28 protein-coding genes are annotated in these 25,856 nt (G+C 64.6%); 16 read left to right on the forward strand and 12 right to left on the reverse strand.

What is annotated here, in order from left to right; genetic code table 11:
* Positions 1-4 precede the first annotated feature (4 nt).
* Both tal and tkt read right to left on the reverse strand, forming a co-directional pair.
* Positions 5-1,117, reverse strand: a complete 1,113-nt coding sequence (tal, locus tag ACX80T_RS03615) for a transaldolase (protein WP_019483800.1) — start codon at positions 1,115-1,117, stop codon at positions 5-7.
* A 26-nt stretch (positions 1,118-1,143) separates the two neighbouring features.
* Positions 1,144-3,324 carry a transketolase gene (gene tkt, locus ACX80T_RS03620; protein ID WP_459303728.1) on the reverse strand — a complete coding sequence of 727 codons (2,181 nt, stop codon included), beginning with the start codon at positions 3,322-3,324 and terminating at the stop codon, positions 1,144-1,146.
* Between the two features lie 346 nt (positions 3,325-3,670).
* Here tkt and ACX80T_RS03625 point away from each other — a divergent pair, with 346 nt between their 5' ends.
* Positions 3,671-4,615, forward strand: coding sequence for a heme o synthase (locus ACX80T_RS03625; protein ID WP_019483802.1), 945 nt, complete (start codon positions 3,671-3,673; stop codon positions 4,613-4,615).
* Between the two features lie 26 nt (positions 4,616-4,641).
* A complete protein-coding gene (locus ACX80T_RS03630; RefSeq protein WP_024477361.1) occupies positions 4,642-5,541 on the forward strand; it encodes a dihydrodipicolinate synthase family protein in 900 nt (299 codons plus the stop codon).
* Here the strand turns inward: ACX80T_RS03630 and ACX80T_RS03635 are convergent.
* From ACX80T_RS03635 to ACX80T_RS03645, 3 genes are read right to left on the reverse strand one after another with little or no spacing between them, the layout of a single operon-like run.
* Positions 5,525-6,526, reverse strand: coding sequence for a COX15/CtaA family protein (locus ACX80T_RS03635; RefSeq protein WP_019483804.1), 1,002 nt, complete (start codon positions 6,524-6,526; stop codon positions 5,525-5,527). The two genes, ACX80T_RS03630 and ACX80T_RS03635, sit on opposite strands and share 17 nt — an antisense overlap.
* Before the next feature lie 5 nt (positions 6,527-6,531).
* The gene (locus tag ACX80T_RS03640) at positions 6,532-7,275 is read right to left on the reverse strand and encodes an ABC transporter permease (protein WP_024477360.1); all 744 of its coding nucleotides are present in this window, start codon (positions 7,273-7,275) and stop codon (positions 6,532-6,534) included.
* Complete coding sequence (locus ACX80T_RS03645) at positions 7,272-8,222, reverse strand: ABC transporter ATP-binding protein (RefSeq protein ID WP_019483806.1); 951 nt, start codon at positions 8,220-8,222, stop codon at positions 7,272-7,274. Before ACX80T_RS03645 ends, ACX80T_RS03640 begins: the two co-directional genes overlap by 4 nt.
* Before the next feature lie 155 nt (positions 8,223-8,377).
* Between ACX80T_RS03645 and ACX80T_RS03650 the strand changes: the two genes are divergently transcribed.
* From ACX80T_RS03650 to ACX80T_RS03675, 6 genes are all read left to right on the forward strand, one after another.
* Positions 8,378-9,223 carry a helix-turn-helix transcriptional regulator gene (locus ACX80T_RS03650; protein ID WP_019483807.1) on the forward strand — a complete coding sequence of 282 codons (846 nt, stop codon included), beginning with the start codon at positions 8,378-8,380 and terminating at the stop codon, positions 9,221-9,223.
* Positions 9,223-10,698 carry a Fe-S cluster assembly protein SufB gene (gene sufB / locus ACX80T_RS03655; RefSeq protein WP_019483808.1) on the forward strand — a complete coding sequence of 492 codons (1,476 nt, stop codon included), beginning with the start codon at positions 9,223-9,225 and terminating at the stop codon, positions 10,696-10,698. The genes ACX80T_RS03650 and sufB overlap by 1 nt, the downstream gene beginning before the upstream one ends.
* 2 nt (positions 10,699-10,700) lie before the next feature.
* Positions 10,701-11,966 (forward strand): Fe-S cluster assembly protein SufD, encoded by a 1,266-nt coding sequence (sufD, locus tag ACX80T_RS03660; RefSeq protein ID WP_459303729.1) that lies wholly within the window; start codon positions 10,701-10,703, stop codon positions 11,964-11,966.
* The gene (locus tag ACX80T_RS03665) at positions 11,966-12,325 is read left to right on the forward strand and encodes a non-heme iron oxygenase ferredoxin subunit (protein WP_019483810.1); all 360 of its coding nucleotides are present in this window, start codon (positions 11,966-11,968) and stop codon (positions 12,323-12,325) included. Before sufD ends, ACX80T_RS03665 begins: the two co-directional genes overlap by 1 nt.
* A gap of 78 nt (positions 12,326-12,403) precedes the next feature.
* Positions 12,404-13,192, forward strand: coding sequence for a Fe-S cluster assembly ATPase SufC (gene sufC, locus ACX80T_RS03670; protein ID WP_019483811.1), 789 nt, complete (start codon positions 12,404-12,406; stop codon positions 13,190-13,192).
* Between the two features lie 47 nt (positions 13,193-13,239).
* The gene (locus ACX80T_RS03675) at positions 13,240-13,569 is read left to right on the forward strand and encodes a metal-sulfur cluster assembly factor (RefSeq protein WP_019483812.1); all 330 of its coding nucleotides are present in this window, start codon (positions 13,240-13,242) and stop codon (positions 13,567-13,569) included.
* 165 nt (positions 13,570-13,734) lie between these two features.
* Here ACX80T_RS03675 and ACX80T_RS03680 read toward each other — a convergent pair whose 3' ends face one another.
* Genes ACX80T_RS03680 through ACX80T_RS03690 form a run of 3 tightly spaced genes read right to left on the reverse strand, consistent with a single transcriptional unit; the run spans position 13,735 to position 15,772 of the window.
* Entirely contained in the window at positions 13,735-14,391 is a 657-nt protein-coding gene (locus ACX80T_RS03680; RefSeq protein ID WP_116777765.1) for an energy-coupling factor transporter transmembrane component T family protein, read from the reverse strand.
* Positions 14,388-15,104 (reverse strand): energy-coupling factor ABC transporter ATP-binding protein, encoded by a 717-nt coding sequence (locus ACX80T_RS03685; RefSeq protein ID WP_459303730.1) that lies wholly within the window; start codon positions 15,102-15,104, stop codon positions 14,388-14,390. The genes ACX80T_RS03680 and ACX80T_RS03685 overlap by 4 nt, the downstream gene beginning before the upstream one ends.
* A 20-nt stretch (positions 15,105-15,124) precedes the next feature.
* Positions 15,125-15,772: a biotin transporter BioY gene (locus tag ACX80T_RS03690; RefSeq protein ID WP_459303731.1), complete on the reverse strand. Its 648-nt coding sequence runs from the start codon at positions 15,770-15,772 to the stop codon at positions 15,125-15,127.
* A gap of 151 nt (positions 15,773-15,923) precedes the next feature.
* On the opposite strand from ACX80T_RS03690, the gene ACX80T_RS03695 reads away from it, so the two are divergent.
* The gene (locus ACX80T_RS03695; protein ID WP_459303732.1) at positions 15,924-17,522 is read left to right on the forward strand and encodes an ABC-F family ATP-binding cassette domain-containing protein; all 1,599 of its coding nucleotides are present in this window, start codon (positions 15,924-15,926) and stop codon (positions 17,520-17,522) included.
* Here ACX80T_RS03695 and ACX80T_RS03700 read toward each other — a convergent pair.
* From ACX80T_RS03700 to ACX80T_RS03710, 3 genes are read right to left on the reverse strand one after another with little or no spacing between them, the layout of a single operon-like run.
* Positions 17,519-18,355 carry an SURF1 family cytochrome oxidase biogenesis protein gene (locus tag ACX80T_RS03700; RefSeq protein WP_459303733.1) on the reverse strand — a complete coding sequence of 279 codons (837 nt, stop codon included), beginning with the start codon at positions 18,353-18,355 and terminating at the stop codon, positions 17,519-17,521. The two genes, ACX80T_RS03695 and ACX80T_RS03700, sit on opposite strands and share 4 nt — an antisense overlap.
* The gene (locus ACX80T_RS03705; RefSeq protein WP_019482666.1) at positions 18,356-18,634 is read right to left on the reverse strand and encodes a hypothetical protein; all 279 of its coding nucleotides are present in this window, start codon (positions 18,632-18,634) and stop codon (positions 18,356-18,358) included.
* A complete protein-coding gene (locus tag ACX80T_RS03710; protein ID WP_459303734.1) occupies positions 18,631-19,038 on the reverse strand; it encodes a DUF3099 domain-containing protein in 408 nt (135 codons plus the stop codon). The genes ACX80T_RS03705 and ACX80T_RS03710 overlap by 4 nt, the downstream gene beginning before the upstream one ends.
* 150 nt (positions 19,039-19,188) lie before the next feature.
* Here ACX80T_RS03710 and fabG point away from each other — a divergent pair, with 150 nt between their 5' ends.
* Both fabG and ACX80T_RS03720 read left to right on the forward strand, forming a co-directional pair.
* A complete protein-coding gene (fabG, locus tag ACX80T_RS03715; protein ID WP_019482668.1) occupies positions 19,189-19,926 on the forward strand; it encodes a 3-oxoacyl-ACP reductase FabG in 738 nt (245 codons plus the stop codon).
* Positions 19,927-19,987: 61 nt separating this feature from the next.
* On the forward strand, positions 19,988-20,731 hold the full coding sequence (locus tag ACX80T_RS03720) for an SDR family oxidoreductase (RefSeq protein ID WP_019482669.1): 744 nt from the start codon (positions 19,988-19,990) through the stop codon (positions 20,729-20,731).
* Between the two features lie 70 nt (positions 20,732-20,801).
* On the opposite strand, the gene serB is transcribed toward ACX80T_RS03720, so the two are convergent.
* Entirely contained in the window at positions 20,802-21,686 is an 885-nt protein-coding gene (serB, locus tag ACX80T_RS03725) for a phosphoserine phosphatase SerB (protein ID WP_116777772.1), read from the reverse strand.
* A gap of 196 nt (positions 21,687-21,882) precedes the next feature.
* On the opposite strand from serB, the gene ACX80T_RS03730 reads away from it, so the two are divergent.
* The 5 genes from ACX80T_RS03730 (at position 21,883) to ACX80T_RS03750 (ending at position 25,845) form a co-directional block, all read left to right on the forward strand.
* Positions 21,883-22,674 (forward strand): ABC transporter ATP-binding protein, encoded by a 792-nt coding sequence (locus tag ACX80T_RS03730; RefSeq protein ID WP_024476526.1) that lies wholly within the window; start codon positions 21,883-21,885, stop codon positions 22,672-22,674.
* Positions 22,675-22,692: 18 nt separating this feature from the next.
* Positions 22,693-23,472, forward strand: a complete 780-nt coding sequence (locus ACX80T_RS03735) for a sulfite exporter TauE/SafE family protein (protein ID WP_459303735.1) — start codon at positions 22,693-22,695, stop codon at positions 23,470-23,472.
* Complete coding sequence (locus ACX80T_RS03740; RefSeq protein ID WP_459303736.1) at positions 23,469-24,272, forward strand: TrmH family RNA methyltransferase; 804 nt, start codon at positions 23,469-23,471, stop codon at positions 24,270-24,272. Before ACX80T_RS03735 ends, ACX80T_RS03740 begins: the two co-directional genes overlap by 4 nt.
* A 140-nt stretch (positions 24,273-24,412) precedes the next feature.
* Complete coding sequence (locus tag ACX80T_RS03745; protein WP_019482674.1) at positions 24,413-24,667, forward strand: type B 50S ribosomal protein L31; 255 nt, start codon at positions 24,413-24,415, stop codon at positions 24,665-24,667.
* A gap of 101 nt (positions 24,668-24,768) precedes the next feature.
* Positions 24,769-25,845 (forward strand): lipoate--protein ligase family protein, encoded by a 1,077-nt coding sequence (locus ACX80T_RS03750; protein ID WP_459303737.1) that lies wholly within the window; start codon positions 24,769-24,771, stop codon positions 25,843-25,845.
* Positions 25,846-25,856: the final 11 nt, after the last annotated feature.

A 25,856-nucleotide genomic window follows, 5' to 3' on the forward strand; every position in this document is an offset into this window, starting at 1 on the left:
GTCATTAACCCCTTGCCGTATCCAGTGCGGTCTGAACTGTTTCGAGTAGCTCGTTCCAGCTGGTCACAAACTTCTCGAGGCCTTCGACCTCGAGCTGCTCAACTACCTCAAGATAGGAGATCCCGATGTTTTCGAGGCTGTTCAGCACTGAGTTGGCGTCGTCGTACGTTCCGGTGATCGTATCGCCGGTGATCACCCCGTGGTCCGCCGTCGCCTCAAGCGTTTTTTCGGGCATGGTGTTGACGACGCCGGGTGCCACCAGTTCGGTGACGTACAGGGTGTCAGGTAGTGCCGGGTCCTTGACCCCGGTGGATGCCCACAGGGGACGCTGCCGCCGGGCTCCCGCGGCAGCGAGAACTTCCCACCGCTCCGTCTCGAACAGCTCCTCGTACACCTGGTAGGCGAGCCGGGCGTTCGCCAACCCTGCCTTGCCTTTCAACGCTGCGGCTTCGTCGGTCCCGATGCCGTCCAGACGCTTGTCGATCTCGCTGTCCACGCGGGACACGAAGAAGGATGCGACCGAGTGGATGGTCGAGAGGTCAAACCCGTTTTCCTTCGCCTGCTCGATGCCGAGCATGAAGGCGTTGATCACAGCCCGGTAGCGCTCCAGGGAGAAGATCAGGGTGACGTTGACGCTGATCCCTGCGGCGAGGGTGCACGCAATTGCTTCGAGCCCCTCGACGGTGGCGGGGATCTTGATCAGGACATTTGATCGCTGCACCTTGGCGTGGAGGCGCTTAGCCTCGGCGATGGTGCCCTCGGTATCCCGGGACAACCGGGGGTCAACCTCGATGGACACGCGACCGTCGACGCCGCCGGTGCTCTTGGCTGCTGCGCCGAAAATGTCGCAGGCCTGGGCGACGTCGTGGGTGGTGATGTCGAAGACAGCGTCATTGACGGGGATGTTGGCTGCAGCCAACGCCTCGACCTGGGTCGCGTAGGACTCGCCCTGCTGCAGTGCCGCGGCGAAGATGCTGGGGTTGGTGGTGACGCCAACCACGTTGCGTTCCTCGATCAGGTGCTTGAAGGCGCCCGAGTTGATGCGCTCCCGTGAAAGGTCATCGAGCCAGATCGATACGCCGGCCGCGGAAAGGTCTGATGTGGGTGTTGAAGTCATGGTGGATCTCCTTGAATTGTCGGCTGTTACTGCTGGTCGCCGGTTTCGGATGATGCGGGGCCGGACCACGCCGGCGTGCCGTTGGGTGCCCGGTGGTCGCCTGCAACAGCGATGGAGTCGCGGGCTGCCTGGACGACGGCGTCGGCGGTGATGCCGAATTCGTTGAACAGCCGCTTGTAATCAGCGGATGCACCGAAGTGTTCCAGGGACACTGACCTGCCGGCATCGCCAATGAGTTCGCGCCAGCCGAGGGCCACCCCGGCCTCCACGGAAACCCGCGCCTTGACGGTGCCGGGAAGCACCGATTCACGGTAGGTCTCGTCCTGGCGGTTGAACCATTCAAGGCTCGGCATCGAAACGACGCGGGCAGCGATGCCCTCCGCCTGCAGTGTTTCGCGTGCCTCAACAGCCAGCTGAACCTCCGAGCCGGTGCCGATCAGGATGACATCGGGGGTGCCGCCGGTCGCTTCGGCGAGGATGTAGGCACCCTTGGCTGCGCCTTCGGCTGAGCCGAAGGTGTCGCCGTCAGCTGCACCGGTGCCGCGTGCATAGGTGGGAATGTTCTGCCGGGTCAGGACGATCCCCGCCGGGTTCTCGGTGTTTTCGAGGATGGTGCGCCAGGCGACGGCCACCTCGTTGGCATCACCCGGGCGGACGACGTCGAGCCCTGGAATTGCGCGCAGGGCGGCCAATTGCTCCACCGGCTGGTGGGTGGGACCGTCTTCGCCCAGGCCGATGGAGTCGTGGGTCCAGACATAGATGGACGGGACCCCCATGAGTGCGCCCAACCGGACGGCCGGACGCTGGTAGTCGCTGAAGATCAGGAAGGTGCCGGAGAACGCCCGGGTGCTGCTGTGCATCACGATGCCGTTGACGATCGCGGCTGCCGCATGCTCGCGGATCCCGAAGTGCAGCACCCGGCCGTACGGGTTGCCCTGCCAGGTGTCGGTCTGCTTGCCCTCGGGGATGAACGACGGCGACCCCTCGATCGTCGTATTGTTCGATTCTGCTAGGTCGGCCGAGCCACCCCACAGTTCCGGGAGCACCGGGCCAATGGCTGAGAGCACTTTGCCGGATGCGGCCCGCGTAGACATGTCCTTGCCCGCCTCAAATTCGGGCAGGGCGTCATCCCAGTTGGCCGGGAGGGTCCGGGAGGCGATCCGGTCGAGGAGCTTGGCGTTCTCGGGGTTGGCCTGCTGCCAGGCGCCAAATGATTGGTCCCATTCGGAGCGCAGCGCCTGCCCGCGGTCGCTGACCTGCCGGGCGTGGTCCAACACCTCGGGGGCGACGTCGAAGTGCTTGGCCGGATCGAGGCCGAGGGTCTCCTTGAGGGCTGCCACCTCGTCTGCGCCGAGGGCCGAACCGTGGATCTTGCCGGTGTTCTGCTTCGTCGGTGCCGGCCAGCCAATGATGGTCCGCAGTGACACGATCGAGGGCCTGGACGTCTCGTCCCGTGCCGCTGTCAGGGCGTTGTACAGTTCCTGGACGTCTTCGACATAGTCGCCGGTCTTGGTCCAGTCAACGCGCTGGACATGCCAGCCGTAGGCCTCGTAGCGCCCGAGTACGTCCTCAGTGAACGCGATGTCGGTGTCGTCTTCGATGGAGATGTGGTTCTCGTCGTAGAGGACCACCAGATTGCCGAGCTCCTGGTGTCCGGCCAGCGACGAGGCTTCAGCCGTGACACCCTCCTGGAGGTCGCCGTCGGACGCGATCACCCAGATGGTGTGGTCGAATGGGCTTTCGCCGGCGGCGGTATCGGGATCCATCATGCCGCGCATCCGGCGCTGGGCGAAGGCGAACCCGACTGCCGAGGCTAGGCCCTGACCCAGCGGTCCGGTGGTGATTTCGACGCCGGCGGTGTGGCGGTATTCCGGGTGGCCGGGGGTTTTCGAGCCCCAGGTCCGCAGGGACTGGAGGTCCTCGAGTTCCAGTCCGTACCCGGAGAGGAAGAGCTGGATGTAAAGGGTCAGGGAGGTGTGGCCCGGCGACAGCACAAACCGGTCGCGGCCGGTCCACTCAGGCTGGGAGGGGTCATGCCGGATTAGTTTCTGGAACAGCAGGTAGGCCGCGGGCGCCAGGCTCATAGCCGTGCCGGGGTGGCCGTTTCCCACCTTCTCCACAGCGTCTGCTGCCAACACCCGGACGGTATCCACCGCACGCGTGTCCAGTTCGGTCCAGGTCAGTTCTTGCGTATCAAGCTGCGGCACGAAACCTCAGCCCCTCTCTGTGCTCCACGGCCAGCGCCGCGGCGCCCTGTGGGACTGGCGATCGCCGTCTTTGCGCACCGGAACAACTGGCCGTTCACCGTTGTAAAAACCTGCATTCTGGCTACCCACGCCCCGCGGCCACCATTTTACCGGCGGAAACGGGCTGGGCATTAGGGTCAACCCTATCGTCTTGGGCCGGTTTTCAAATTTGTGGTTCACATCGTGACGTGACGAGTCTCTGGGGCGCATCCGGCGAGGTTACTTCTACAGTCTGTAAAATCTGGGAGGGAGGGGACGGTATGATGAGAGAGGACTTTCCCCCCAGCAGAAACGGCAGTGTTACCTCGTGAAGACCGAGCAGGATCCGGGCCTTGCCAGCACAACGGGCACCAGTACGGGTTTCAAACGCAAGGCCAAGGCCTATCTCGCTCTGACCAAGCCTCGCGTGATCGAGCTGCTGCTGGTCACCACACTGCCAACCATGATCTTCGCCCAGGGCGGACTACCCGGTGTCTGGCTGATGATTTCGACCATGGTCGGTGGCGCACTGGCCGCCGGCAGCGCCGGTTCGTTCAACTGTTACATTGACCGCGACATCGACAAGGTGATGCACCGCACCGAGAAGCGGCCGCTGGTCACCGGTGAGGTTTCCCCCCGCGAAGCCCTGATCTTTTCCTGGGTGCTCGGCGTTGCCGCTATTGCCCTGCTGTGGTTCGGCGCCAACCCCTTGACCGCTGGTCTCGGCGTGGCAGCCATCTTCTTCTACGTGGTCGTCTACTCGCTGATTCTGAAACGCCGCACGCCGCAGAACATTGTCTGGGGCGGAGCCGCTGGCTGCATGCCGGTACTGATTGCCTGGGCCGCTGTCACGAACACCATTGAGTGGCCAGCCGTGGTCCTCTTCCTCATCATTTTCCTGTGGACGCCGCCGCACTACTGGCCGCTCTCCATGAAGTACAGCGACGATTACAACGCGGCCAAGGTGCCGATGCTGGGCGCGATCGCCGGTGCCCGCGTTGTGTCCGTCCAGGTGGTCCTCTACGCCTACGCGACGGTCGCCTGCTCACTGCTGCTCATCCCCGTGGGCGGGGCGGGCTGGGTATTCACCGTCGCGGCCCTCGCCGCCGGTATCTGGTTCCTGTCGGAAACCCACAAGCTCCACACCTCTGCGGTGCGCGGCACGGTCACTGACAAGGGTTCCATGAAGGTGTTCCACGGCTCGATCAGCTACCTCACCGTAGTGTTCCTCGCGCTGGCCATCGATCCGTTCATCGGCGGCCCGGTCTTCTAACCAGTGGGTACGACTAGCATGAGCACATGGTGTTCAACGGTCTAATCGCGTATCCAGTCACTCCCTTTCACGGGAACGGTGACATCAACTTCCCCGAGCTGGCGTCGCTGGTGTCCTCCCTCGCGTCCTCGGGGGTGGATGCCATAGCGGTGCTGGGCTCCTCGGGTAGTTTCGCCTACCTCAGCGCCGCTGAACGATCGCAGGTCGCCTCGACCGCCGTCGACGCCGCCCAGGAGTCCGGCGTTCCCGTCGTGGTGGGGATCAGCTCGGTGGGGACGAGGGAAGTGCTCGACGCCGCCCGGGACGCCGAGCGCGCCGGAGCCTCAGGTGTGGTGCTCTCACCGGTGTCTTATGTGCCGTTGAACAACGATGAGGTGGCGACCCAGACCGCTGCCGTCTGCGAGGTCACGTCCTTGCCGATCTGCCTTTACAACAACCCCGGCACCACCCAGTTCCACTACGACCTGGAACTGGTCGCCGAACTCCTTGACCTCCCCAATGTGCAGGCGTTCAAGGACACTGCCACCGACGTGGTGTCCTTCCGGCAGCGCTACGACCGGTTGCGGTCACTGACCAGCCAGCCGTTCAGCCATGGGCTGAGCGGGGACCTGCTGATCGCCTCGGGCGATATCGCAGCGGACGCCTGGCATACCGGTCCCGCGGCGCTGCTTCCCCGCGCCTACACCGAGTTTCGGGCGGCGGTAGTCAGTGGGGATGGTGCCCGGATTGCTGAGTCGCGGAAGCTTCTGCTGCCGGTGGTGCAGGCCGTCCTGCGGCTGCGGAAGCTGAGCGGGCTTCATTCACTGGCGAAAGCGTGTGGCATCGACGCCGGGGACCCGCGGCTGCCGGTATTACCCGTGCCGGGTAGTGAGCAGCGCGACCTGGCACGCCTGATCGACGCGCTTGAGGTTACCGGTCGTCTCTGAAGCCCGCGGGCTCCGAGGCGACACCGTGGTCGTCGGATTCCAGTGTGGCCCGCTCCTGGCGGCTTGCCGCCAAATAGACGCTGTTGGCCATGGCCGCCGTCAGCACTGATGCTCCGAGCATATGCAGGGCCACCAGCACGACGGGCAGGTGCAGGAAGTGCTGCAGGTAGCCGAGGGCGCCCTGGGCAAGAACCACCGCGGCGAGGATCACCACCGATGTCCTGAGTCGTGACGCTGCCGACTCGCGGTACACCAGCACCAGCGCGACGGCGACCGTGAGTACCAGCAGATAGACCGGCGCCGCGTGGATCCGGGTCATGAGGTCGGGGTCGAGGTTGTTCCGGGCGGCGCCAGCGTCACCGGCGTGCGGGCCGGATCCGGTGACGATCACTCCGAGGAAGACCGTGATGGCTGTCAGCACTGCCGCAGCGGTCAGGATCTGACGCAGCAGCCGTGATCCCAGCGGCGCGGCCGACGTTGCCGCCTGCGCGGTGGTGATCCGTGCCCGGTTGACCAGCACCGTGGCAAGGACAATCAGAACCATCGAGACGATGAAATGCCAGCCGACCACCCAGGGGTTGAGCTGGGTCAGCACCGTGATGCCGCCGAGGATAGCCTGCGCGGGGATGCCTGCGGCCAGCGCGATGGCGAGCCGGAACAGGTCCTTGCGTTCCTTGCGCAGATTCCAGAGGGATACCACCATGGCGATCGCAATGGCTGTCAACACGAAGGTCAGCAGCCGGTTGCCGAACTCGATCACCCCGTGGATGCCCATCTCCGGTGTATTGACGATTGACGTGGCGGTGCACCTGGGCCACTCAGGGCAGCCCAATCCTGAGGCCGTGAGCCGCACGGCACCGCCGGTCACCACGATCATGATCTGGGAGATCAGCGAGGCGAGGGCCAGACCGCGAACGGACCGCGAGTTGGTGCGGGGGAGTTTCGCTGTGAGACGGCTCCAGCCGGTGGGTGCAGGGTGTGTCATGTGTGCTAACTCCATTTGAACCAGCGGATGGCGGCGAGGCTGGACAGGAAGGCCCACGCCGCGAGGATAAGGAACGCAGGAAGGTTGAAGGCCCCGTCGATGAGCGCCGACCGTAGTCCGTCGCCCAGCGCCGAGGACGGCAGGATGTCAACGAACGGCCGCATGGCATCGGGCAGCAGCGTCCCGGGGAGCACAATACCGCCGGCCACGGCCAGCAGGATCCACACCAGGTTGGTCACGGCAAGCGTCGCCTCCGGCCGGAGGGTTCCAGCCACCAGGAGGCCCAGGGCTGTGAATGCCGCAGCGCCGACGATCAGTTGCACCAGCCCAGGCAGCATCCCCGCAGCATCCGGGCGCCATCCCAGCAGGACCGCAACGGTACCGATGACCACCAGCTGGACTGCCAGGACGACGACGACGCCGAGCACCTTCCCCAGGATCAGCCCTGGTTTACCCAGGGGAGTAGTGGACAGGAACCGCAGCACGCCGTAGCGGCGGTCGAAGCCGGTAGCGATGCCCTGCCCGGTGAAGGCAGTGGACATGGCACAGAGCGCAATGATGCCCGGGGTCGCTGCGTCGATTCGGCTGTCCGCCATCCCGTCAAGGAACGGCGTCAGGACCAGGACCACCAGACCGAGCAGGGGCAACGCAATGGCCAGGACCAGTTGTTCCCCGTTGCGGAGCATGGACAGCGCCTCGTAGCGGCCCTGCAGGAGGATGCGTTTAGCCAGCGGAGCGGCAGTGCTCATCGGATTTCCCGTCCGGAGATGTCGAGGAACACGTCTTCGAGGGACCGGGGTTGCATGCTGATGGACAGGGGCAGGACGCCGGCCTCTTCCCACCACCGTGCAAGTCCTGCCAGGTCGGCGGGGGTGAAGCAGCCAGCCACCGAATAGCGGCCGGGATCGGTTTCCCTAAAGCTGAGCGCCGGAAACGCGCCGGCCGGGAGGCCGAGGCCTGGGGCGGCCTGGAAGCGGAGATCCCGGTACGTGTCGCCGGCGTCGTCGGCGGTCAGGTCAGCGACGGTGCCGTGGGTGACGGTGCGGCCCGTGTCGAGAATGTAGACATAATCGGCGAGCTTCTGGGCGTCGTCGAGCAGGTGGGTGGTGAGGATGATGGCCAGCCCCTCAGCGCGGAGTTCACGGATCAGGTCGAACACGATGGTGCGTGACTGCGGATCCAGTCCTGCGCTGGGCTCGTCCAGGAAGAGCACCTCGGGGTTGCCGATCAGCGCGCAGGCGAGGGCGAGCCGCTGTTTCTGGCCGCCGGAGAGCCGTCGGATGCCCGTGGTGGCGTAGGAGTTGATGCCCAACCGGTCGGCAAGCTCGGCCACCGGGCGGGGTGCGCCGTACATGGCCGCCACATGGTTGAGCAGGGCCAGCGGCCGGGCCGACGGCGGGAGCCCACCTTCCTGCAGCATCACTCCGACTCTGCTGCGAAGCGCCGCTCCGGCGTTGAACGGGTTCTCACCGAGTAGCCTGACCGTCCCACCGTTGGGGCGCTGCAAACCCTGCGCGCATTCGAGGGTGGTGGTCTTGCCGGCACCATTCGCGCCGAGGAGCGCCGTGACCTGCCCGGGGTAGGCTCGAAGGTGGACGCCGTCGAGCACCCTGACCATCTTGCCGTCGAGCGCGGAAACGGGTCCAAAGTCCTTGACGAGCGCTTCAACTTCCAGCGCGGGAGAGGGGTTTGGCACTCAATTATTCTACGGCATGTAGTAGCTGTGCCTTCCCGTGCGGAACCGCCCTTCGGATAGCCTCGCCTTACTGGCAGTGGGGAACAGATTAGGACATGATTGTGTTGTCTATTCTGTGGGCATAAATCTGTGCCGCGGATTCCGGAGGAGGCGACATGAGCAATTCATCCCCAGCCAGCACCTTCCCGGCTGAGGCGCGCCCAAATGGCTCCCAGCCAAATGACTCCCGGCCCAACAGCTCCCGCCCCAACGGTTCCAGGCCCAGTGAGGTCGAGGACCGGACCCGCAGCAAGGTGCTCGCCGCGGTCCTCGAACACGGCCCGGTCAGCGCGGCTGAACTCGGTGAACGCCTGGGGTTCACCCCGGCGGCCGTCCGACGCCACCTTGATGCCCTGTCCCGCAAACAGCTCATCGAAGTGAAACTGGTCGGCAACCCCTCTTCGGGAGCGGGCCGGCCGGCCCGCAGGTACGTGCTGAGCCAGCGCGGGCAGACCGAGCTGGGCACCGACTACCTGTCCATCGCCAAGGCGGCTCTGACGCAGCTCCAACTGGTCGCCGGTCCCGACGCCGTCGACGAGTTCGCCCGGACCCGCTTCGCCGAGATGGAAACCCGGTACCGCCCCCTGGTGGAAGCCGCCGGCCCCGACCTCGAAGACCGCGCCCGTGCGCTGGCCGGAGCACTGACCGCGGACGGGTTCGTGGGGTCCACCACGGTTGTCGGGCGGAACGCCCCGAACGCTGCCATGCTGGCGGTCCAGCTCTGCCAGGGTCACTGCCCGGTGCAGGAGCTCGCCGCCGATTTTCCCTCGTTCTGTGACCAGGAGACCGAAGTATTCTCCCGGCTGCTCGGCGTCGACGTACGCCGGCTGTCCACGCTGGCGCGCGGCGGCCACGTCTGCACCACCCACATACCTGTGGGCCGGGTAATACCGGCCCCCGCCGGGACTGACATCCCCGGGCTAGAACCGACCGTATCCAACCATCAGCATGAAAGGCCGTGATGACGGATCAAGTAGACCAGAAGACAATGGCTGAGCCAGCCGTTCCGGAAGCAGTAATCAGTGACATCCTGGAGCGCAATCCGGAGCTCGAAGGCATCGGTAACTATGCTTTCGGCTGGTCGGATAAGAACGACGCCGGCGCCAACGCCAAACGCGGACTCAGCGAAGAGGTCGTCCGCGACATCTCGGCCAAGAAGGACGAGCCCCAATGGATGCTTGACCTGCGCCTGAAAGGCCTCAAGTACTTCGACCGGAAGCCCATGCCCGCCTGGGGTGCTGACCTGTCGGGCATTGACTTCGACAACATCAAATACTTCGTGCGCTCCACCGAGAAGCAGGCTGGCAGCTGGGAAGAACTCCCCGAAGACATCAAGAACACCTACGAGAAGCTCGGTATCCCCGAGGCAGAGCGTAACCGCCTGGTCTCAGGCGTGGCGGCCCAGTACGAGTCCGAGGTGGTCTACCACCAGATCAACGAGGAGCTCGAACGCCAGGGTGTCATCTTCATGGACACCGACACTGCGCTGAAGGAACACCCCGAGTTCTTCGAGGAGTACTTCGGCTCGATCATCCCGGTGGGCGACAACAAGTTCGCATCGCTGAACACGGCCGTCTGGTCCGGCGGCTCCTTCGTCTACGTGCCACCCGGCGTTCACGTTGAGATCCCACTGCAGGCCTACTTCCGGATCAACACGGAGAACATGGGCCAGTTCGAGCGGACCCTCATCATCGCCGATGAGGGCTCCTACGTGCACTACATCGAAGGTTGCACCGCCCCGATCTACACGTCGGACTCCCTGCACTCGGCTGTCGTCGAGATCGTGGTGAAGAAGGACGCCCGCGTCCGCTACACCACCATCCAGAACTGGTCGAACAACGTGTACAACCTGGTCACCAAGCGGGCTATCGCCCACGAGGGCGCCACCATGGAGTGGGTTGACGGCAACATTGGCTCGAAGGTCACCATGAAGTACCCGGCCGTCTACCTGGTAGGGGAGCACGCCAAGGGCGAGACCCTGTCCATTGCTTTCGCCGGCGAGGGTCAGCACCAGGACACCGGTTCGAAGATGGTGCACATCGCACCGAACACCAAATCATCGATCATCTCCAAGTCGGTTGCCAGGGGCGGTGGACGGGCCGCCTACCGCGGGCTGGTCCAGGTCCGCGAGGGTGCCACGCATTCGGCGAACACTGTGCGCTGTGACGCCCTGCTGGTGGACACGATCTCCCGGTCCGACACCTACCCGTACGTGGACATCCGCGAGGACGACGTCACCATGGGCCACGAGGCAACCGTCTCGCGCGTCAGCGAGGAACAGTTGTTCTACCTGATGTCGCGCGGCATGCCCGAGGACGAGGCCATGGCCATGATCGTGCGCGGGTTCATCGAACCCATCGCCCGTGAACTCCCCATGGAGTACGCCCTCGAACTGAACCGCCTGATCGAACTCCAGATGGAAGGGGCAGTAGGCTGATAATGGCTGAAGCTACCCAATTAGACGCTCCGGCGTCCGAAGAGAAAATTGCCATCGACGGTTTCACCGAAGAAGGGGAAAACCTTTCCCCCTTCAACGAGGGCACCGACCAGCATGGCGCGAAAAAGCACAGCCACGGCGACGCCCCGGTCATCCCCGAGGCATCCCGCGGTGAGCGGCTCAAGTCCTACAGGCTGGCCGACTTCGCACCGCTGAACGGCCGCGAAGAGGACTGGCGGTTCACCCCGCTCAAGCGTCTCCGCGGGTTGCACGACCAGCCACTGACCGGTTCGGGGCCCACCGTTGAGGTTTCCGGCGCCACCAACATCCAGGTGGAGACCGTCGGCCGCGACGACTCCCGCATCGGCTCCGCATCCATCCCCGATGACCGGGTCTCGGCCGCAGCCTGGGAAGCGTTCACTGAGGCCACGGTCGTGACCATCCCGGTGGAGACGATCGCGGACAGCGACATCCAGATCACCATCAATGGCGTCGATGAGGCCCCTGCAGCCCAGCACCTGATCATCACCGCGGAGCGGTTCTCAAAGGCCGTCGTGGTGCTCGATCACCACGGCAAGACCACCCTCGCGCAGAACGTCGAAATCGTCGTCGGCGACGGTGCTGAACTCACCGTCGTCAGTGTGCAGGAATGGGACGACGACGCCGTCCACACCTCCACCCAGCAGGCCAAAATCGGTCGGAACGCGAAGTTCAAGCACGTCGTGATCAGCCTGGGCGGAGACCTGGTGCGGATGACGCCGTCGTCGCTCTTCACCGGACCAGGGTCCGAGGTCGAGATGTACGGACTGTACTTCGCCGACGCAGGCCAGCACCTTGAGCAGCGCCTCCTGGTGGACCACGCCGTCCCGAACTGCAAATCCCGCGTCACCTACAAGGGCGCCCTGCAGGGCCAGGACGCTCACACCGTCTGGGTCGGCGACGTGCTGATCCGCAAGGAGGCGGAGGGGACCGATACGTACGAAACGAACCGAAACCTCCTGTTGACTGACGGGACGCGCTCGGACTCGGTGCCGAACCTGGAGATCGAAACTGGTCTCATCGAGGGTGCAGGCCACGCCAGCGCCACCGGCCGGTTCGACGACGAGCACCTGTTCTACCTGATGGCTCGCGGCATCGACGAGAAAACCGCCCGCCGACTGGTGGTCCGCGGTTTCCTCAACGAGGTCATCCAGCAGATCAAGGTGCCAGCCCTGGAGGAGCGGCTGACCGACGCCGTGGAGCGGGAACTCGCGGCAGGAAACATCTGATGGCTGACGCACCGAAGGGCGAACTGGTCTGCAATGTCAACGACATTGAGGTCCGCCAGGCCCTGCGCATTCTGATCGACGACTATCCGGTGGCTGTGGTGAAGGACTCCGAGGGTGCAATCCATGCTCTCGGGGACACCTGCTCGCATGCCGATATCTCCCTCTCCGAGGGGGACGTCGAAGGATGCGTCATCGAATGCTGGGGACACGGATCGCAGTTCGATCTGCGCAGCGGCGCCCCGCTGCAACTGCCAGCCTATGAACCTGTCCCAGTGTTCGCCCTGGAAATTCACGGCGACGAGGTCTACGTGGACATCACCACCGTCACCAACGGTGCCGCTGTCCCGGACCTCGGCTAGCCACCACACACTTTTCGACTACTTAGCTCGAACACCTACTGCACTCCCTGCCACGCAGGGCGCGAAGGAGAACCACAGATGTCCACCCTTGAAATCAAGGACCTCCACGTCAGCATCGAGACGGAGCAGGGGGTCAGGAAGCAGATCCTCAAAGGGGTCAGCCTGACCATCAACACTGGCGAGTCACACGCCATCATGGGCCCCAACGGTTCCGGCAAGTCGACCCTCGCCTCGACGATTGCCGGTCACCCCCGGTACCTCGTTGACAGCGGATCCATCACCCTCGACGGCGAAGACGTCCTCGATATGAGCGTCGACGAGCGGGCCCGCGCCGGCCTGTTCCTGGCCATGCAGTATCCGGTCGAGGTACCCGGCGTCACCATGACCAACTTCCTGCGGACCGCGAAGACTGCCCTCGATGGCAAGGCCCCGAGCCTGCGTCACTGGACCAAGGACGTCAAGGAAGCGATGTCGCAGCTGCGCATCGACGCCGACTTCGCCCAGCGCAACGTCAACGAGGGTTTCTCCGGCGGCGAGAAGAAGCGCGTCGAAATTCTTCAGCTCGAGCTGTTCAAGCCCCGCTTCGCCATCCTGGATGAGACCGACTCAGGCCTCGACGTCGATGCGCTGAAGGTCGTGTCCGAAGGCGTGAACCGCGAGCATTCAAAGGGCGAAATGGGTACCCTGTTGATCACCCACTACACCCGGATCCTGCGCTACATCAAGCCGGACTTCGTCCACGTGTTCGTTGACGGCAGGATTGCTGAACAGGGTGGGCCTGAGCTGGCCGACCGCCTCGAGGCCGAAGGCTACGACCGCTTCGGCGCCCAGTCCCCGGCTCCTGCTGTCACCACAGCCGGCGCCTAGGCTCAGCAATAAGTGAACTCGGTAACACTTCGAGAAGGTAGAGAACAATGAGTGAAGTGAACGCGGGACAGACCGCGCTTGACGACGTCGAGGAAGCCCTCAAGGACGTGATTGACCCCGAGCTGGGTGTCAACATCGTTGACCTTGGCCTCCTGTACGGCCTGAAGTACGCCGACGACGGCGCCCTGCTGATCGACATGACGCTCACCACGGCGGCGTGCCCGCTGACTGACGTCATCGAAGAGCAGGTGGGGCTGTCGCTCGACGGCGTCGTGGACGACTGGCGCCTGAACTGGGTGTGGATGCCACCATGGGGTCCCGAGAAGATCACCGACGACGGCCGCGACCAGATGCGGGCCCTCGGCTTCAACATCTAGGACGCTCCTGCGCAGCATTCCCGGACGTGCGCAGCATTCCCGGACCACCGCAACATTCCAGGACCAGCGCAGCAGAAAACGGCAGGCGCCCCAGTTATATCTGGGGCGCCTGCCGTTTTCTGCTGCGCTAGCCGTTTTGTGGGGCGGCTGCCGGTTCATGCTGCGCTAGCCGGTTTGGGCCGGTCCGCTGGGGTCTGCAGCGTTCGGTTCCCCGAGACCCCGGGCCGCCAGCGCCTCGCCGGTCTGGTGGGCGTAGGCGACAGCGCCGATCACCACCGGGATCACCAGGGCCCGCGGGTTCCGTTCCAGACCGCGGGCCTTTGCCGCGTCCCGGACGTCCGCTACCGAGCCCACAAGATACGGGAGGCTCCGGGTCATCAGGGCAAGCGTCAGGCCGAACCGCTCGGGGTCGGCGCCCAGCCGCCGAAACGGGACGGCGAGGGCGACCAGCCCATCCAGGAGGCGTTGGCCCTCGGTGGTCAGGGTCAGCAGGCGGGCCGCGAGGAGGCACGTGGTGATGTTTCCCACCACCTGCAGGGCCGATTCCGGGCCGTTAGCGATGATCTGGTAGCCGCCGAGGATCACGAGCATGGGCCAGACCGGCACCAGCGGTCGCCACAGGTGGATCGGGGGCAGGCGTGCACCGATCAGGTAGCCAACTGCCACCAGCCCAAATGCGACGGCGGTCAGCGCCAGTAGGTTTACCACCAGCACGCTCGTGGACAGCAGCAGTACAGCAAGGCCTTTCACCCACAGGGGAGTCCGGTGGAGCAGCGAATCACCGGCGACGTAGGTGCCGAACAGGCTGCCGTGGCCCCTCATGGGCGGTGTTCCGGCAGCGGGTCCGCCTCGAGATGCATCCGGCGGTAGTGGTCGATCGCTGCGCCGGGGTCGCCGTCGAACACCAGCTGTCCCGCGTCGATGACCAGCACCCGGTCGCTGTCCCTGGCGAAGTCGAGATCATGGGTGGTGAAGACCACCTGTTGGTCCAGTCCGCGGAACACGCTGCGGACCCGGCGCTCGTTGCGGAGGTCAAGCAGGGTGGTGGGTTCGTCTGCGACCAGGATGGCCGGGTCGACGGCGAGGACCGTGGCTAGCGCCATTAGCTGCCGCTCCCCACCGGAGAGGTCGTAGATGCTTTGCTCTGCCAGCGGCCCCAGCCCGAACCGCTCCAGGACAGCCAGTGCCGCGGTTCGCCGTTCGGTAGGGTTGCGCAGCCGAGCCCGCAGCGACAGCTCAACATCCTCAAGCCCGGTGGGCATCACCAGTTGGGACAGGGGATCGGTAAACACGAATCCCACCCGCTGCCGGACCGCCCGGCCGGCCTTGACCGTGTCGAGTCCTGCCACCAGGACGCTCCCGGCAGTTGGAGGGATCAGCCCGTTGATGAGTTTCAACAGAGTCGACTTCCCGGACCCATTCGCGCCGATGACCGAGATCCGACGCTCGGACAGCTCCAGCGTCAGCGGCGCCAGAATCAGTCGCGCACCATCCGGGCCATCGACGCTGACCGCAGCACCCTCGAAAACGATCATCAGCTAGCTGCTCCGACGGCTCACGTGGCCGTCACAGAAGCATTCCGGCCTGCACCAATCAACCGGGGGAACGCCCGGTGCACACTCAACCCGATCGCTGCTGCAACGAGGTTCTTCACCACGTCGCCGGGCAGGTAGATCACGTCGGCGAGGATTGCGGTCACGAAGTCCAGCTTGCCGTTAATCATCAGGCCAGCAATCCCGAGGGTGTGGACCACCAGCAGGCTGGTCACCATGCAGGCTGCGAACAGGGCGGCATACCTGAACCGGCGCACCCGGGCCAGGACGAGACGGGCCAGGAACCCGGCGACGAGTGCAGCAAGAGGGAACGCCAGAAGGTAGCCGGCCGACGGGCCAGCGAGGACACCCACGCCCCCCGAAAAGCCAGCGAAGATCGGCAGACCAGCCAGGCCTACCGCCACATACAGTGCCACTGCAGCGAAGCCTCGGCCGGGTCCAAGGACAATTCCGGTCACCATCACGGCGAGAGTCTGCAGGGTCAGGGGTACCCCGAGCGGGCCGGCGGGGATAGCAGGTAGGATTGCTAGAGCGGCCACGAAGGCCGCGAAGACCGCGATCAGCGAAAGATCTGTGGCACTCCAGCGGCGCCTGGCGTGAGTGGGAGTACCCACAGCGGCGGCCGCGGGAGCCTGATTCTCCAGATGCATGGTGACTCTTCCTGTTAGTTATCGACAACAGTGTGCCGTCACTTACTGAGATTAGTGCCACCAGTTCTTATTTCGCTTGTAGGTTTCCTACAAAATTAGGCATCCAGCAAACTCCGATGATGCGGAACCGTTCCATTGAAAGGCCACGTAATTGATTACCGTCTCGAACTTAGAGCTTCGCGCGGGAGCGCGCCTGCTTATGGATGCGGTGTCATTCCGTGTTGACCGCGGGGACAAGATTGGTCTGGTGGGTCGAAATGGTGCCGGCAAGACCACTCTGACCAGGGTCCTGGCGGGGGAGGGTCTGCCGGCCGGCGGGTCCGTCACCCGAAAGGGCGAAATCGGGTACCTGCCCCAGGACCCGCGGACACCCAATATGGAGCAGTTGGCCCGGGACCGGATCCTTTCGGCGCGGAACCTCGACGTCGTCGTCACCAAGCTGCGGGCCGCCCAGGAAGACATGGCGAGCGACAACAATTCGGTGCGCGACAAGGCGATGGCCCGCTACGACCGGATCGAAGCAGAATTCCTTGCGCACGGCGGGTACGCCGCCGAAGCGGAGGCAGCCGCAATTTCCTCGAACCTCGCCCTGCCGGACCGGATCCTGAACCAGCCGCTGAGCACCCTCTCCGGTGGTCAGCGCCGGCGTGTTGAACTTGCGCGCATCCTGTACTCGGGCGCGGAGACCATGCTCCTCGATGAGCCAACCAACCACCTTGACGCCGACTCCATCACCTGGCTGCGCGAGTTCCTCAAGAACCACCAGGGTGGCCTGATTGTGATCAGCCACGATGTGGACTTGCTTGAAGCGACGGTGAACAAGGTGTTCCACCTGGATGCCAACCGCGCCACGATCGACATCTACAACATCGGCTGGAAGCGTTACCTGCAGCAGCGCGAGACTGATGAACGCGCGAGGAAGCGTGAGCGCGCCAACACGGAGAAGAAGGCCCAGGTCCTCATGGACCAGGCCAACAAAATGCGGGCCAAGGCCACCAAGGCAGTTGCTGCGCAGAACATGGCGAAGCGTGCGGAACGCCTGCTGGGCGGGCTGGAAGCGGTGCGCGCGCAGGACCGCGTTGCTGCGCTGCGGTTCCCCGAACCGTCCCCGTGCGGCAAGACCCCCATGACCGCCGAGGGGCTCAGCAAGTCCTACGGTTCGCTGGAGATCTTCACCGACGTCGACCTCGCTATCGACCGCGGATCGAAGGTAGTGATCCTCGGACTGAACGGTGCTGGCAAGACCACCCTGCTGCGGATGCTCGCCGGCGTCGACAAACCGGACACCGGCGAAGTCATCCCCGGGCACGGCCTGAAGGTGGGCTACTACGCCCAGGAACACGAAACCCTCGACACTGAGCGGACCGTCCTCGAGAACATGCGCTCCTCGGCACCGGATATGAAGGACGCCGAAGTCCGCGGTGTCCTCGGGTCCTTCCTCTTCACGGGCGACGACGTCGACAAGCCTGCCGGGGTGCTCTCCGGTGGTGAGAAGACTCGACTGGCTCTGGCCACCATCGTCGCGTCGTCAGCCAACGTGTTGCTGCTCGACGAACCGACCAACAACCTGGACCCCGCCAGCCGTGCCGAGATTCTGGGGGCGCTGCGCAACTACAGTGGCGCCGTCGTCCTGGTCAGCCACGATGAGGGAGCGGTTGAGGCGCTCAACCCCGAACGGGTGGTGCTGCTACCCGACGGCGTCGAGGACCTTTGGAGCGATGACTATCTCGACCTGGTGACGATGGCCTAATAGCCGCGCGCGTCGAGGTAGGCGTCTTCTTCTTCCTCGGCGGTGGGGCGGCGCTGTCGTCGCGACGGCAGCGCCGAGATGGTGCCGTTGGCTTCTTCGGCCTCTTCTTCGTCCGTCCGCTGCTGCTGCCGGGCGGCGTAGCCGAACCCCACGAACAACAGGCCGCCGAAGGCGAACCACTGCATGGAGTATGACAAGTGCGGTCCGGCGTCCAGGGACGGGCGCGGGAAGATCCGCGGCGAAGTCGCCGGTGCCGGACTTTCGGCTGACATCAGCCCGTAGGCACCCGTCTGAAGCTCGTAGTCGAGGACCTCGTCGTAGCGTGCCAGGTTGATGGAAGCGATCTGGCCCTCCGGGGCCCCGCGATCCAGCTGCGGCTCACCCGGCTTGATCCTCGCCGTCACGGTGACCTCGCCGTCGGGCGGCTGAGGGAAAGCATCGGGACGGCCCGCCGCATCATTGCCGATCGGTAGCCAACCGCGGTTGATAATCACCGCTGACCCGTCCGCCAGTTTGAGCGGCACCAGCACCTCGTAGCCGGGGCGTCCGCTGAAGGGACGGTTGCGCACCACCAGCTGGTTGGCCGTGTCATAGGTTCCGGTCAGCTCAATGGGCAGCCATTCCTCGGCAGGGTCAAACGATCTGAAATCGGCGGTGTCCGCTGCATACGGGACGGCCGGCTGGTCATAGTTGGCTTCGATCCGTTGGATCGTGTCAGCCAGCTGGTCACGACGGTCGAGCTGCCACATACCGAGGGAACTGCACGCGACGGCGAGCAGGACCACGAGGGCAAACCACCCCAGCCAGCGGGGCGAAACGAGAAAACGGTACATCTATGCTGTGTCCTCGGCTGAGCCCGCCAGGGGCAGGGTTTCCTTCCACAGATCACGGGTCTGCAGGTAGTTCTCCAGCCAGTCGCGGTGCTCCCCACACGCAACCCAAATTTTCCGGCGCTCTGGCGTGTGGATTTTTGGGTTGTTCCATAGCAGCTGCCAGGTTGCGGGCAGCCGGCACGCCTTGCGTGAGCACACGGTCTCGGCGGGCCGGCCGCCCGGCTCCTGCGTGGTTCCTGGGGCAGCGCTGAGCTGCTGCAGCTGGTCAAGAAGATTCATACGGTGGGACGTCCCCTGTACAGCTTGTCGTTGGTGGTGGCCGGGTCGTCGTCGTCAATAATTTCGCCCTGCAGCACGTCGTCGGTGGGCTCCGGGGACACCGGGGCCGCGGTCTCAAGAGCGGGGAGGGGCACGTTATCGATCAGCGACTGGCTGTGGGGCAGGTCGCTGGTGTCGGACCCACCGTTAGCGAAGATCACCGCGAAGTACGGCAGCACCACCGCACCAACGATCACCACCCACTGCAGCCAGCCCTCAACGAAAAACACGAGGACGATGCAGACGAGACGGATACCCATCGAAATGGAATATTTGATCATTCGCCCGCGTATTTCATCGCTGTGGGCGCTTCGCGCATCGGTAATACTGTGGACGTCAGCGCCATGCCGGATTTGCTTGCTCATCACACTCCAAGGGACCTTTCTATTGTCTCACTCAGTGCCCCAAGATGTTAAAAGCCTGGCAGCCACCAAAGGTTCCCCCGGCGGCTGCCCTTCGCCACATTCTTGCAGTTCAGCAGGTCCCAGCTAGGATCGGCAGGGATAGTTGGAGCAATGATTCTGGAGGAATCCGTGGCAGACGCCGAGCAGGGACGCAGTGTTTTGGTAACCGGAGGCAACCGCGGCATTGGGCTTGCCATTGCGCGAGCCTTTGTTGAGAACGGTGACCGGGTGGCCATTACCTACCGCAGCGGGGAGGTTCCTGAGGGACTTCTCGGCGTGAAAGCCGACGTCACCAGCGAAGCGCAGGTCGACGCCGCGTTCACCGCCGTCGAGGAAGCCCACGGCCCCGTCGAGGTGCTGGTCGCCAACGCCGGGATGACCCGTGACACGCTGCTGCTGCGGATGAGTGAGTCGGACTTCACCGACGTCATCGACACCAACCTCACCGGCGCGTTCCGCGTCATCAAGAGGGCTTCGAAGGGGATGATCCGCCTCCGGAAAGGCCGCGTGGTGCTGATCTCTTCGGTGACGGGGCTGTACGGTGCGCCCGGGCAGATCAACTATTCGGCGTCGAAGGCGGGCCTGATCGGCATCGCCAGGTCGCTCACCCGCGAACTGGGTTCGCGGGGTATCACCGCGAACGTGGTGGCTCCGGGTTTCATTAACACCGATATGACCGCCGAGCTGCCCGAGGACACCCGCAAAAACTACCTCGCCACCATCCCGGCCCGACGGTTCGCTGAGCCGACCGAGGTGGCCAACGTGGTGCGGTGGATTGCCAGCGACGACGCCGCCTACATCTCCGGAGCGGTCATCCCCGTCGACGGTGGACTGGGCATGGGCCACTAACAGCACAGCGTTTATCACCCGTTTTCACTGACTAATGTTTCACCGACTAAGAGGAGTACCTATGGCCGCGTTGGATGGCACAACCGCAATCGTCACCGGATCATCACGCGGAATCGGGGCTGATGTCGCGAAACTGCTCGCGGACCAGGGCGCCGCCGTCGTCGTCAATTACCGCCAGAAGGCACCGCGCGCCGCGAAGGTGGTGGCGGGGATCGAGGCCGCTGGCGGGAAGGCGGTAGCTGTTGGCGCCGACCTGACCACCGCTGAGGGGTCAGCGGCGCTGATCCAGGCAGCGGTCGACAACTTCGGGGGTCTGGGTTTGCTGGTCCTCAATGCGTCGGGCGGGATGGAATCGGGAGTCGAGGAAGACTATGCCCTGAAACTGAACCGTGACGCGCAGGTCAACATGCTCCGCGCGGCGATGGACGTGATGCCGTCGGGTTCCCGCGTGGTGTTCATCACCAGCCACCAGGCGCACTTCATCAACACGGTTCCCACGATGGCAGCCTACGAGGCCGTCGCTCGCAGTAAGCGGGCCGGTGAGGATGCCCTCCGCGAGCTGCTGCCTGAGCTGGAAGCCAAGGGCATCACCCTGGTTGTGGTTTCCGGCGACATGATCGAGGGAACCGTTACGGCAACCCTGCTGGACCGGGCCACCCCCGGGGCGATTGAAGCGCGCCGCGAGCAGGCCGGGCGGCTCTACTCGGTCGCCGAGTTTGCCGCTGAGATCGCGAAGATGGCCACTGCCGATGTCCCCAGCGGACACACGGAGTACGTCGGCGGCTACGAGTACTTCACCAAGTAGCCGGTTCCTTCACCGCCCCAGGATTGGGTCCTGGGGCGGTGAAGTCCATCAAGAGTCAGCCCGGTCCAGGTCAGTACCGGCTGAAGTGCCTGACCACGTCCAGGTAGGGCAGATCGATCGAGGCGTCCGCAGCCGCACGGACCGCGGGCTTGGCGTTGAAAGCCACCCCGAGCCCAGCCGCGCCAAGCATGTCGAGGTCATTGGCACCGTCCCCGACGGCGATGGTCCGCTCCATCGGCACGCCGGCCTCCGCAGCCCACCGCCGCAGGGCCCGTTCCTTGGCTGCGCGGTCCACTACCGGGCCCACGACCTCACCGGTGAGATGTCCGTCGTCGCTGACGCCCAGTACGTTGGCCTCCGCGAAGGTCAGGCTCAGTTGGGCGGCCAGCGGGTCGAGTAGCTGGGTGAAACCGCCCGAGACTGCGGCAACCGCGTGCCCTGCCGCCAGATAGTGGCGGACCAGCTCCTCAGCGCCGTCGCTGAACTCAATGACCGATCCCACCTCGGCGAGGACACTGACCGGAAGGCCCTTGAGCACCGCCACCCTCGATCGGAGGCTCTGGGTGAAATCTATTTCGCCGCGCATCGCCGCGTCGGTGACGGCGGCGACCTCAGCCTCCCGGCCAGCGTGGGCAGCCAGCAACTCAATGACTTCCTGCCGGATCAAGGTGGAATCCACGTCCATGATGAGGAGCTTTCGTCCCTCGTCAACCAGTGGGGGAGGGACGACGGCGCAGCTCAGATCACCCGTCAGGTGGGGCTGCACAGCGGTCCGCAGGTCGGCGGCGTCGCCGTCGAACGAGACGAAAACGGTGGACGCCTGGAAGCGTGAGCTCCCCGAGTTCTCGAGTTCGATGATCTGGGCACCGGTGTTCTGGACGGCACCCTGGACAGCGATCAGAAACTCATCCGGAAGCTGCACACCGTAACTGACGACACCGAATTCCCTGGGCATAATCCTCCACTTTCACCATTGGTCTTCAACCGCAGCGCGGTCAGCGCCACCCAGCCATTATCGCCGGGCGCCGGGCGGGCCCCGAAATCAGTTCACCGGACGACGCCGGCCGCTCATCCTGCCCACCGGCACCTCCCGGGCGCCGGGCGGGCGCCGTTTCGCGTTTGCTGCGCTAGTTGGCCTAATGTCTAGTGCTATGAGTGATGTTCTTGAGTTAGCTGGGGTAAGCCTTGTCCGGGGCGGCAAGACGCTGTTGGACAGCGTGGACTGGCAGGTCAAGGACGGCGAACGCTGGGTGATCATGGGCCCGAACGGCGCAGGCAAAACCACCCTGCTCCAGATCGCTGGCGCCCGCATCCACCCCACCCAGGGTGTCGCGGGTATCTTGGACGAAGTTCTGGGTGCGGTGGATGTCTTCGAGTTGCGTCCCCGCATCGGGCTCGCCTCGGCGGCCCTCGCCGCCCAGATACCCGAGCACGAAACCGTGCTCAACGTGGTGGTCACCGCTTCCTACGGGATCACCGGACGGTGGCGGGAGCAGTACGAAAAGCAGGACGCCCGCCGCGCCTTTGCCCTGCTCGATGCGTGGGGCATGTCCACCTTCATGAACCGGCCGTTTGCCTCCCTCAGCGAGGGCGAACGCAAGCGCGTCCAGATCGCCCGGGCCCTGATGACCGACCCGGAGCTGCTGCTCCTCGACGAGCCCGGCGCCGGGCTGGACCTCGCCGGTCGTGAAGACCTGATCACCCGGCTCACAGCCCTGGCCCAGGACGAGGAATCACCGGTCATGGTGTTAGTGACCCATCACCTCGAAGAGGTGCCACCGGGATTCACCCACGCCATGCTGATGCGCGACGGCGCGGTAGTGGCTTCCGGCCCGATCGAGACCGTCTTCACCGAAGAGCACCTCAGCGCAGCTTTCGATGTGCCCCTCGACGTCCGCCAGCAGGACGGCCGCTACACGGCTGTCGCCCGTTCCCGCGCCTAGCGACCGGTACGCCTGCTGATGGAACTGCTGCAGGGTGCCCTCATTTTTGTTGCCGGTCTCTGGGCCGGTGCCATCAATTCGGTGGTGGGCTCCGGCACGCTTGTCACCTTCCCGGTCCTGCTCGCCCTGGGATTCGCCCCGGTCACGGCGACCATCAGCAACGCGATGGGCCTGATCGCGGGCGGTGTATCGGGAACCTGGGGGTACCGTCGTGAACTTGCCGGTTTGCGCTCGACCATCCTTCGCCTGCTTCCCGCCTCGGTTCTCGGGGGGATCACCGGTGCAGCTCTCCTCCTGAATCTGCCGGAACAGGTCTTCGAATTCGCGGCGCCAATCCTGATCGTCATTGCCCTGGGGTTTGTGATCTTCCAGCCCGCGCTGCAACGCAGGGTGCTGCTCCGGGCGGAACGCAAGGAGTCCACCCGGGCCCACCCCGTGGGGCTGACCATCCTCGTGTACCTGGCGGGCGTCTACGGCGGGTATTTCGTCGCAGCTCAGGGCATCCTGATGGTGGGTATCCTCGGCATTTTCCTGCACGGCACCATCCAGAACGCCACCGCAGTGAAGAACCTGCTGGTGCTCGCCGTCAACGTGGTGGCAGGCATTTCGTACATGCTCTTCGCGTTCGACCGTATCAACTGGTGGGTGGTTCTGGTCATCGCCGTCAGCTCACTCATTGGCGGCTTCTTTGGTGCGGTGATCGGACGCAGGCTACGTCCGGCAGTGCTGCGGTCGATCATTGTGACTCTCGGCCTGATCGCCCTCTACATCATGGTCGCCCGGCTGGTCACCGGATGAGCATCCACCGCCTGACCGACCCCGCCGACCCGCTGGTGTCGGACTACACCTCCCTGACCGATACACAGCTCCGCCGACGACGGGAACCCGCCGAAGGCCTCTACATTGCCGAAAGCACCAAGGTGCTCCGGCGAGCCGTCGACGCCGGCCACACCCCACGGTCCTTCTTTCTCACCGACAAATGGCTGCCCGATCTGCAGGACCTGCTGGAGCGTTTCCCCGCGGTCCCCGCTTTCATCGGCACCGAGCAGATCCTCGAACAGATCACCGGCTTCCATCTGCACCGTGGTGCGCTGGCCGCCATGGACCGGCCCCGTCCGCTCGACCTCGATGGGGTACTGGAGGGCGCGCACCGGATCGCTGTCCTTGAGGACATCGTCGACCACACCAACCTCGGCGCTATCTTTCGCTCCGCTGCGGCACTCGGTGTGGACGCCGTCCTGATCAGTCCGCGCTGCGCCGACCCGCTTTACCGGCGTGCAATCAGGGTCAGCATGGGCGCCGTTTTCCAGGTGCCATGGGTGAGATTATCCGAGTGGCCTGCGCAGCTCGGCGATCTGCAGGAGGCAGGATTCGTGGTTGCCGGCCTCGCCCTGGGGGACAAGACCATCGCCCTGGACGACCTCAGCGCCGCCCGCCACGAACGGCTCGCCCTGGTGCTTGGCACTGAGGGGGAGGGCCTGACCCGGGCGACCCTGGAACAGGCCGACCACAGCGTGAGCATCCCGATGCGAGCCGGCGTCGATTCGCTCAATGTCGCAGCGGCAAGCGCGGTCGCTTTCTGGGAATGCCGGCGCTAGCTGCCGTGCCACACCCACCGGTGGCAAGATGGCTGGGACCGCCTCGGGTGCGGTAGAGTGGGTAGCTGGTCTTAGGGCCAACCAACTTTTCCAACCCCCTTGTGCCTGGCCAAATCCAGGCAACTAACGAAGGTAACACTGTGAAGTCTGATATCCACCCCAAGTATTCAACGGTTGTTTTCCGCGACCTCGCGTCCGAGAAGTCATTCCTGACCCGGTCCACCGTGACCTCCAAGAAGACTGTTGAGTGGGAGGACGGCAACACCTACCCACTGGTCGAGGTCGAAATTTCCTCCGAGTCGCACCCTTTCTACACCGGCAAGCAGCGGATCATGGACTCCGCCGGCCGCGTCGAGCGCTTCAACGCCCGCTTCAAGGGCTTCGGCAAGAAGTAATGCCGAGAGCAGACTAGTCTGCCTGATGGGTCCGGACCGCTTAGGCGGTCCGGACCCATTTCTTGTTCACCACCGTTTACCAGTCTCCAAGGAGCACCCCGATGACCAGTCAAATCCCCTCAGGACCTGTCCACGGCGAGTTCAAGGTGCCTGGTGGGAAGCTGGTCGTCGCCGATTTCGAAGTCGCCAACGGTGTCCTGACCGGAGTATCCATCAACGGCGACTTCTTTCTCGAACCTGACGAAGCGCTCGACGACATCAACCGGTCGCTGGAGGGCCTGCCAGCTCACGCCTCGCACGGGGAGTTGACTGCCGCCGTCGTGCAGGGGCTGGACCCCACGGCGGAACTGTTCGGCTTCTCTCCGGAGGCGGTGGCGACTGCCGTCCGGCGAGCCCTGGGCCTGGCAACCGGGTGGGCCGACCACCAGTGGGACGTTATTGGGCCCACACCGCTCTCCACCGAGATGCACGTCGCGATGGACGAGGTACTGACCCGGGACGTTGGCGACGGTCGCCGTAACCCCACCCTCAGGTTCTGGGAATGGGAATCGCCCTCGGTGGTGATTGGCAGCTTCCAGTCGATGCGCAACGAGGTTAACCCTGAGGGGGTGCTGCGGCATGGCGTGAGCGTGGTCCGCCGGATCAGCGGCGGGGGAGCCATGTTCATGGAACACGGCAACGCCATCACCTACTCGCTGTACCTGCCGCAGACGCTGGTGGACTCGTTGAGCTTCGCCGAGTCGTACCCGTTCCTTGACGCCTGGGTGATGGACGCGCTTCGCACCCTCGGGATCGAAGCCTGGTACCAGCCGCTCAATGACATTGCGACCGACGTCGGAAAAATTGGCGGCGCCGCACAAAAGCGGCTGAGCAACGGCGGCATGCTGCACCACGTCACCATGTCCTACGACATCGACGCCGACAAGATGCTCGAGGTGTTGCGCATCGGCAAGGAAAAGCTGTCCGACAAGGGTACCCGGAGCGCGAAGAAGCGGGTCGACCCGCTCCGCCGTCAGACCGGCCGGTCCCGGGAAGACATCATCAAGGTCATGATCGACACGTTCCGGGCGAAGTACGGCGCGCAGGACTCAACGTTCACCGATGATGAGGTGGCACGTGCAGAGCGTCTGGTGGAGGACAAGTTCGGCACCCGCGACTGGCTGTACCGGGTCACCTAGGAGCCGGACCC

The organism is Arthrobacter sp. Sr33 (genome assembly GCF_054511195.1).

Bases quoted from the DNA above. Each gene is read 5' to 3' on its own strand.
- tal (WP_019483800.1), bottom strand. From the start codon at position 1,117: ATGACTTCAACACCCACATCAGACCTTTCCGCGGCCGGCGTATCGATC.
- ACX80T_RS03630 (WP_024477361.1), top strand. From the start codon at position 4,642: ATGGTGTTCAACGGTCTAATCGCGTATCCAGTCACTCCCTTTCACGGG.
- ACX80T_RS03635 (WP_019483804.1), bottom strand. From the start codon at position 6,526: ATGACACACCCTGCACCCACCGGCTGGAGCCGTCTCACAGCGAAACTC.
- ACX80T_RS03640 (WP_024477360.1), bottom strand. From the start codon at position 7,275: ATGAGCACTGCCGCTCCGCTGGCTAAACGCATCCTCCTGCAGGGCCGC.
- ACX80T_RS03650 (WP_019483807.1), top strand. From the start codon at position 8,378: ATGAGCAATTCATCCCCAGCCAGCACCTTCCCGGCTGAGGCGCGCCCA.
- sufB (WP_019483808.1), top strand. From the start codon at position 9,223: ATGACGGATCAAGTAGACCAGAAGACAATGGCTGAGCCAGCCGTTCCG.
- sufD (WP_459303729.1), top strand. From the start codon at position 10,701: ATGGCTGAAGCTACCCAATTAGACGCTCCGGCGTCCGAAGAGAAAATT.
- ACX80T_RS03665 (WP_019483810.1), top strand. From the start codon at position 11,966: ATGGCTGACGCACCGAAGGGCGAACTGGTCTGCAATGTCAACGACATT.
- sufC (WP_019483811.1), top strand. From the start codon at position 12,404: ATGTCCACCCTTGAAATCAAGGACCTCCACGTCAGCATCGAGACGGAG.
- ACX80T_RS03675 (WP_019483812.1), top strand. From the start codon at position 13,240: ATGAGTGAAGTGAACGCGGGACAGACCGCGCTTGACGACGTCGAGGAA.
- ACX80T_RS03680 (WP_116777765.1), bottom strand. From the start codon at position 14,391: ATGAGGGGCCACGGCAGCCTGTTCGGCACCTACGTCGCCGGTGATTCG.
- ACX80T_RS03685 (WP_459303730.1), bottom strand. From the start codon at position 15,104: ATGATCGTTTTCGAGGGTGCTGCGGTCAGCGTCGATGGCCCGGATGGT.
- ACX80T_RS03690 (WP_459303731.1), bottom strand. From the start codon at position 15,772: ATGCATCTGGAGAATCAGGCTCCCGCGGCCGCCGCTGTGGGTACTCCC.
- ACX80T_RS03700 (WP_459303733.1), bottom strand. From the start codon at position 18,355: ATGTACCGTTTTCTCGTTTCGCCCCGCTGGCTGGGGTGGTTTGCCCTC.
- ACX80T_RS03705 (WP_019482666.1), bottom strand. From the start codon at position 18,634: ATGAATCTTCTTGACCAGCTGCAGCAGCTCAGCGCTGCCCCAGGAACC.
- ACX80T_RS03710 (WP_459303734.1), bottom strand. From the start codon at position 19,038: ATGAGCAAGCAAATCCGGCATGGCGCTGACGTCCACAGTATTACCGAT.
- fabG (WP_019482668.1), top strand. From the start codon at position 19,189: ATGATTCTGGAGGAATCCGTGGCAGACGCCGAGCAGGGACGCAGTGTT.
- ACX80T_RS03720 (WP_019482669.1), top strand. From the start codon at position 19,988: ATGGCCGCGTTGGATGGCACAACCGCAATCGTCACCGGATCATCACGC.
- serB (WP_116777772.1), bottom strand. From the start codon at position 21,686: ATGCCCAGGGAATTCGGTGTCGTCAGTTACGGTGTGCAGCTTCCGGAT.
- ACX80T_RS03730 (WP_024476526.1), top strand. From the start codon at position 21,883: ATGAGTGATGTTCTTGAGTTAGCTGGGGTAAGCCTTGTCCGGGGCGGC.
- ACX80T_RS03735 (WP_459303735.1), top strand. From the start codon at position 22,693: ATGGAACTGCTGCAGGGTGCCCTCATTTTTGTTGCCGGTCTCTGGGCC.
- ACX80T_RS03740 (WP_459303736.1), top strand. From the start codon at position 23,469: ATGAGCATCCACCGCCTGACCGACCCCGCCGACCCGCTGGTGTCGGAC.
- ACX80T_RS03750 (WP_459303737.1), top strand. From the start codon at position 24,769: ATGACCAGTCAAATCCCCTCAGGACCTGTCCACGGCGAGTTCAAGGTG.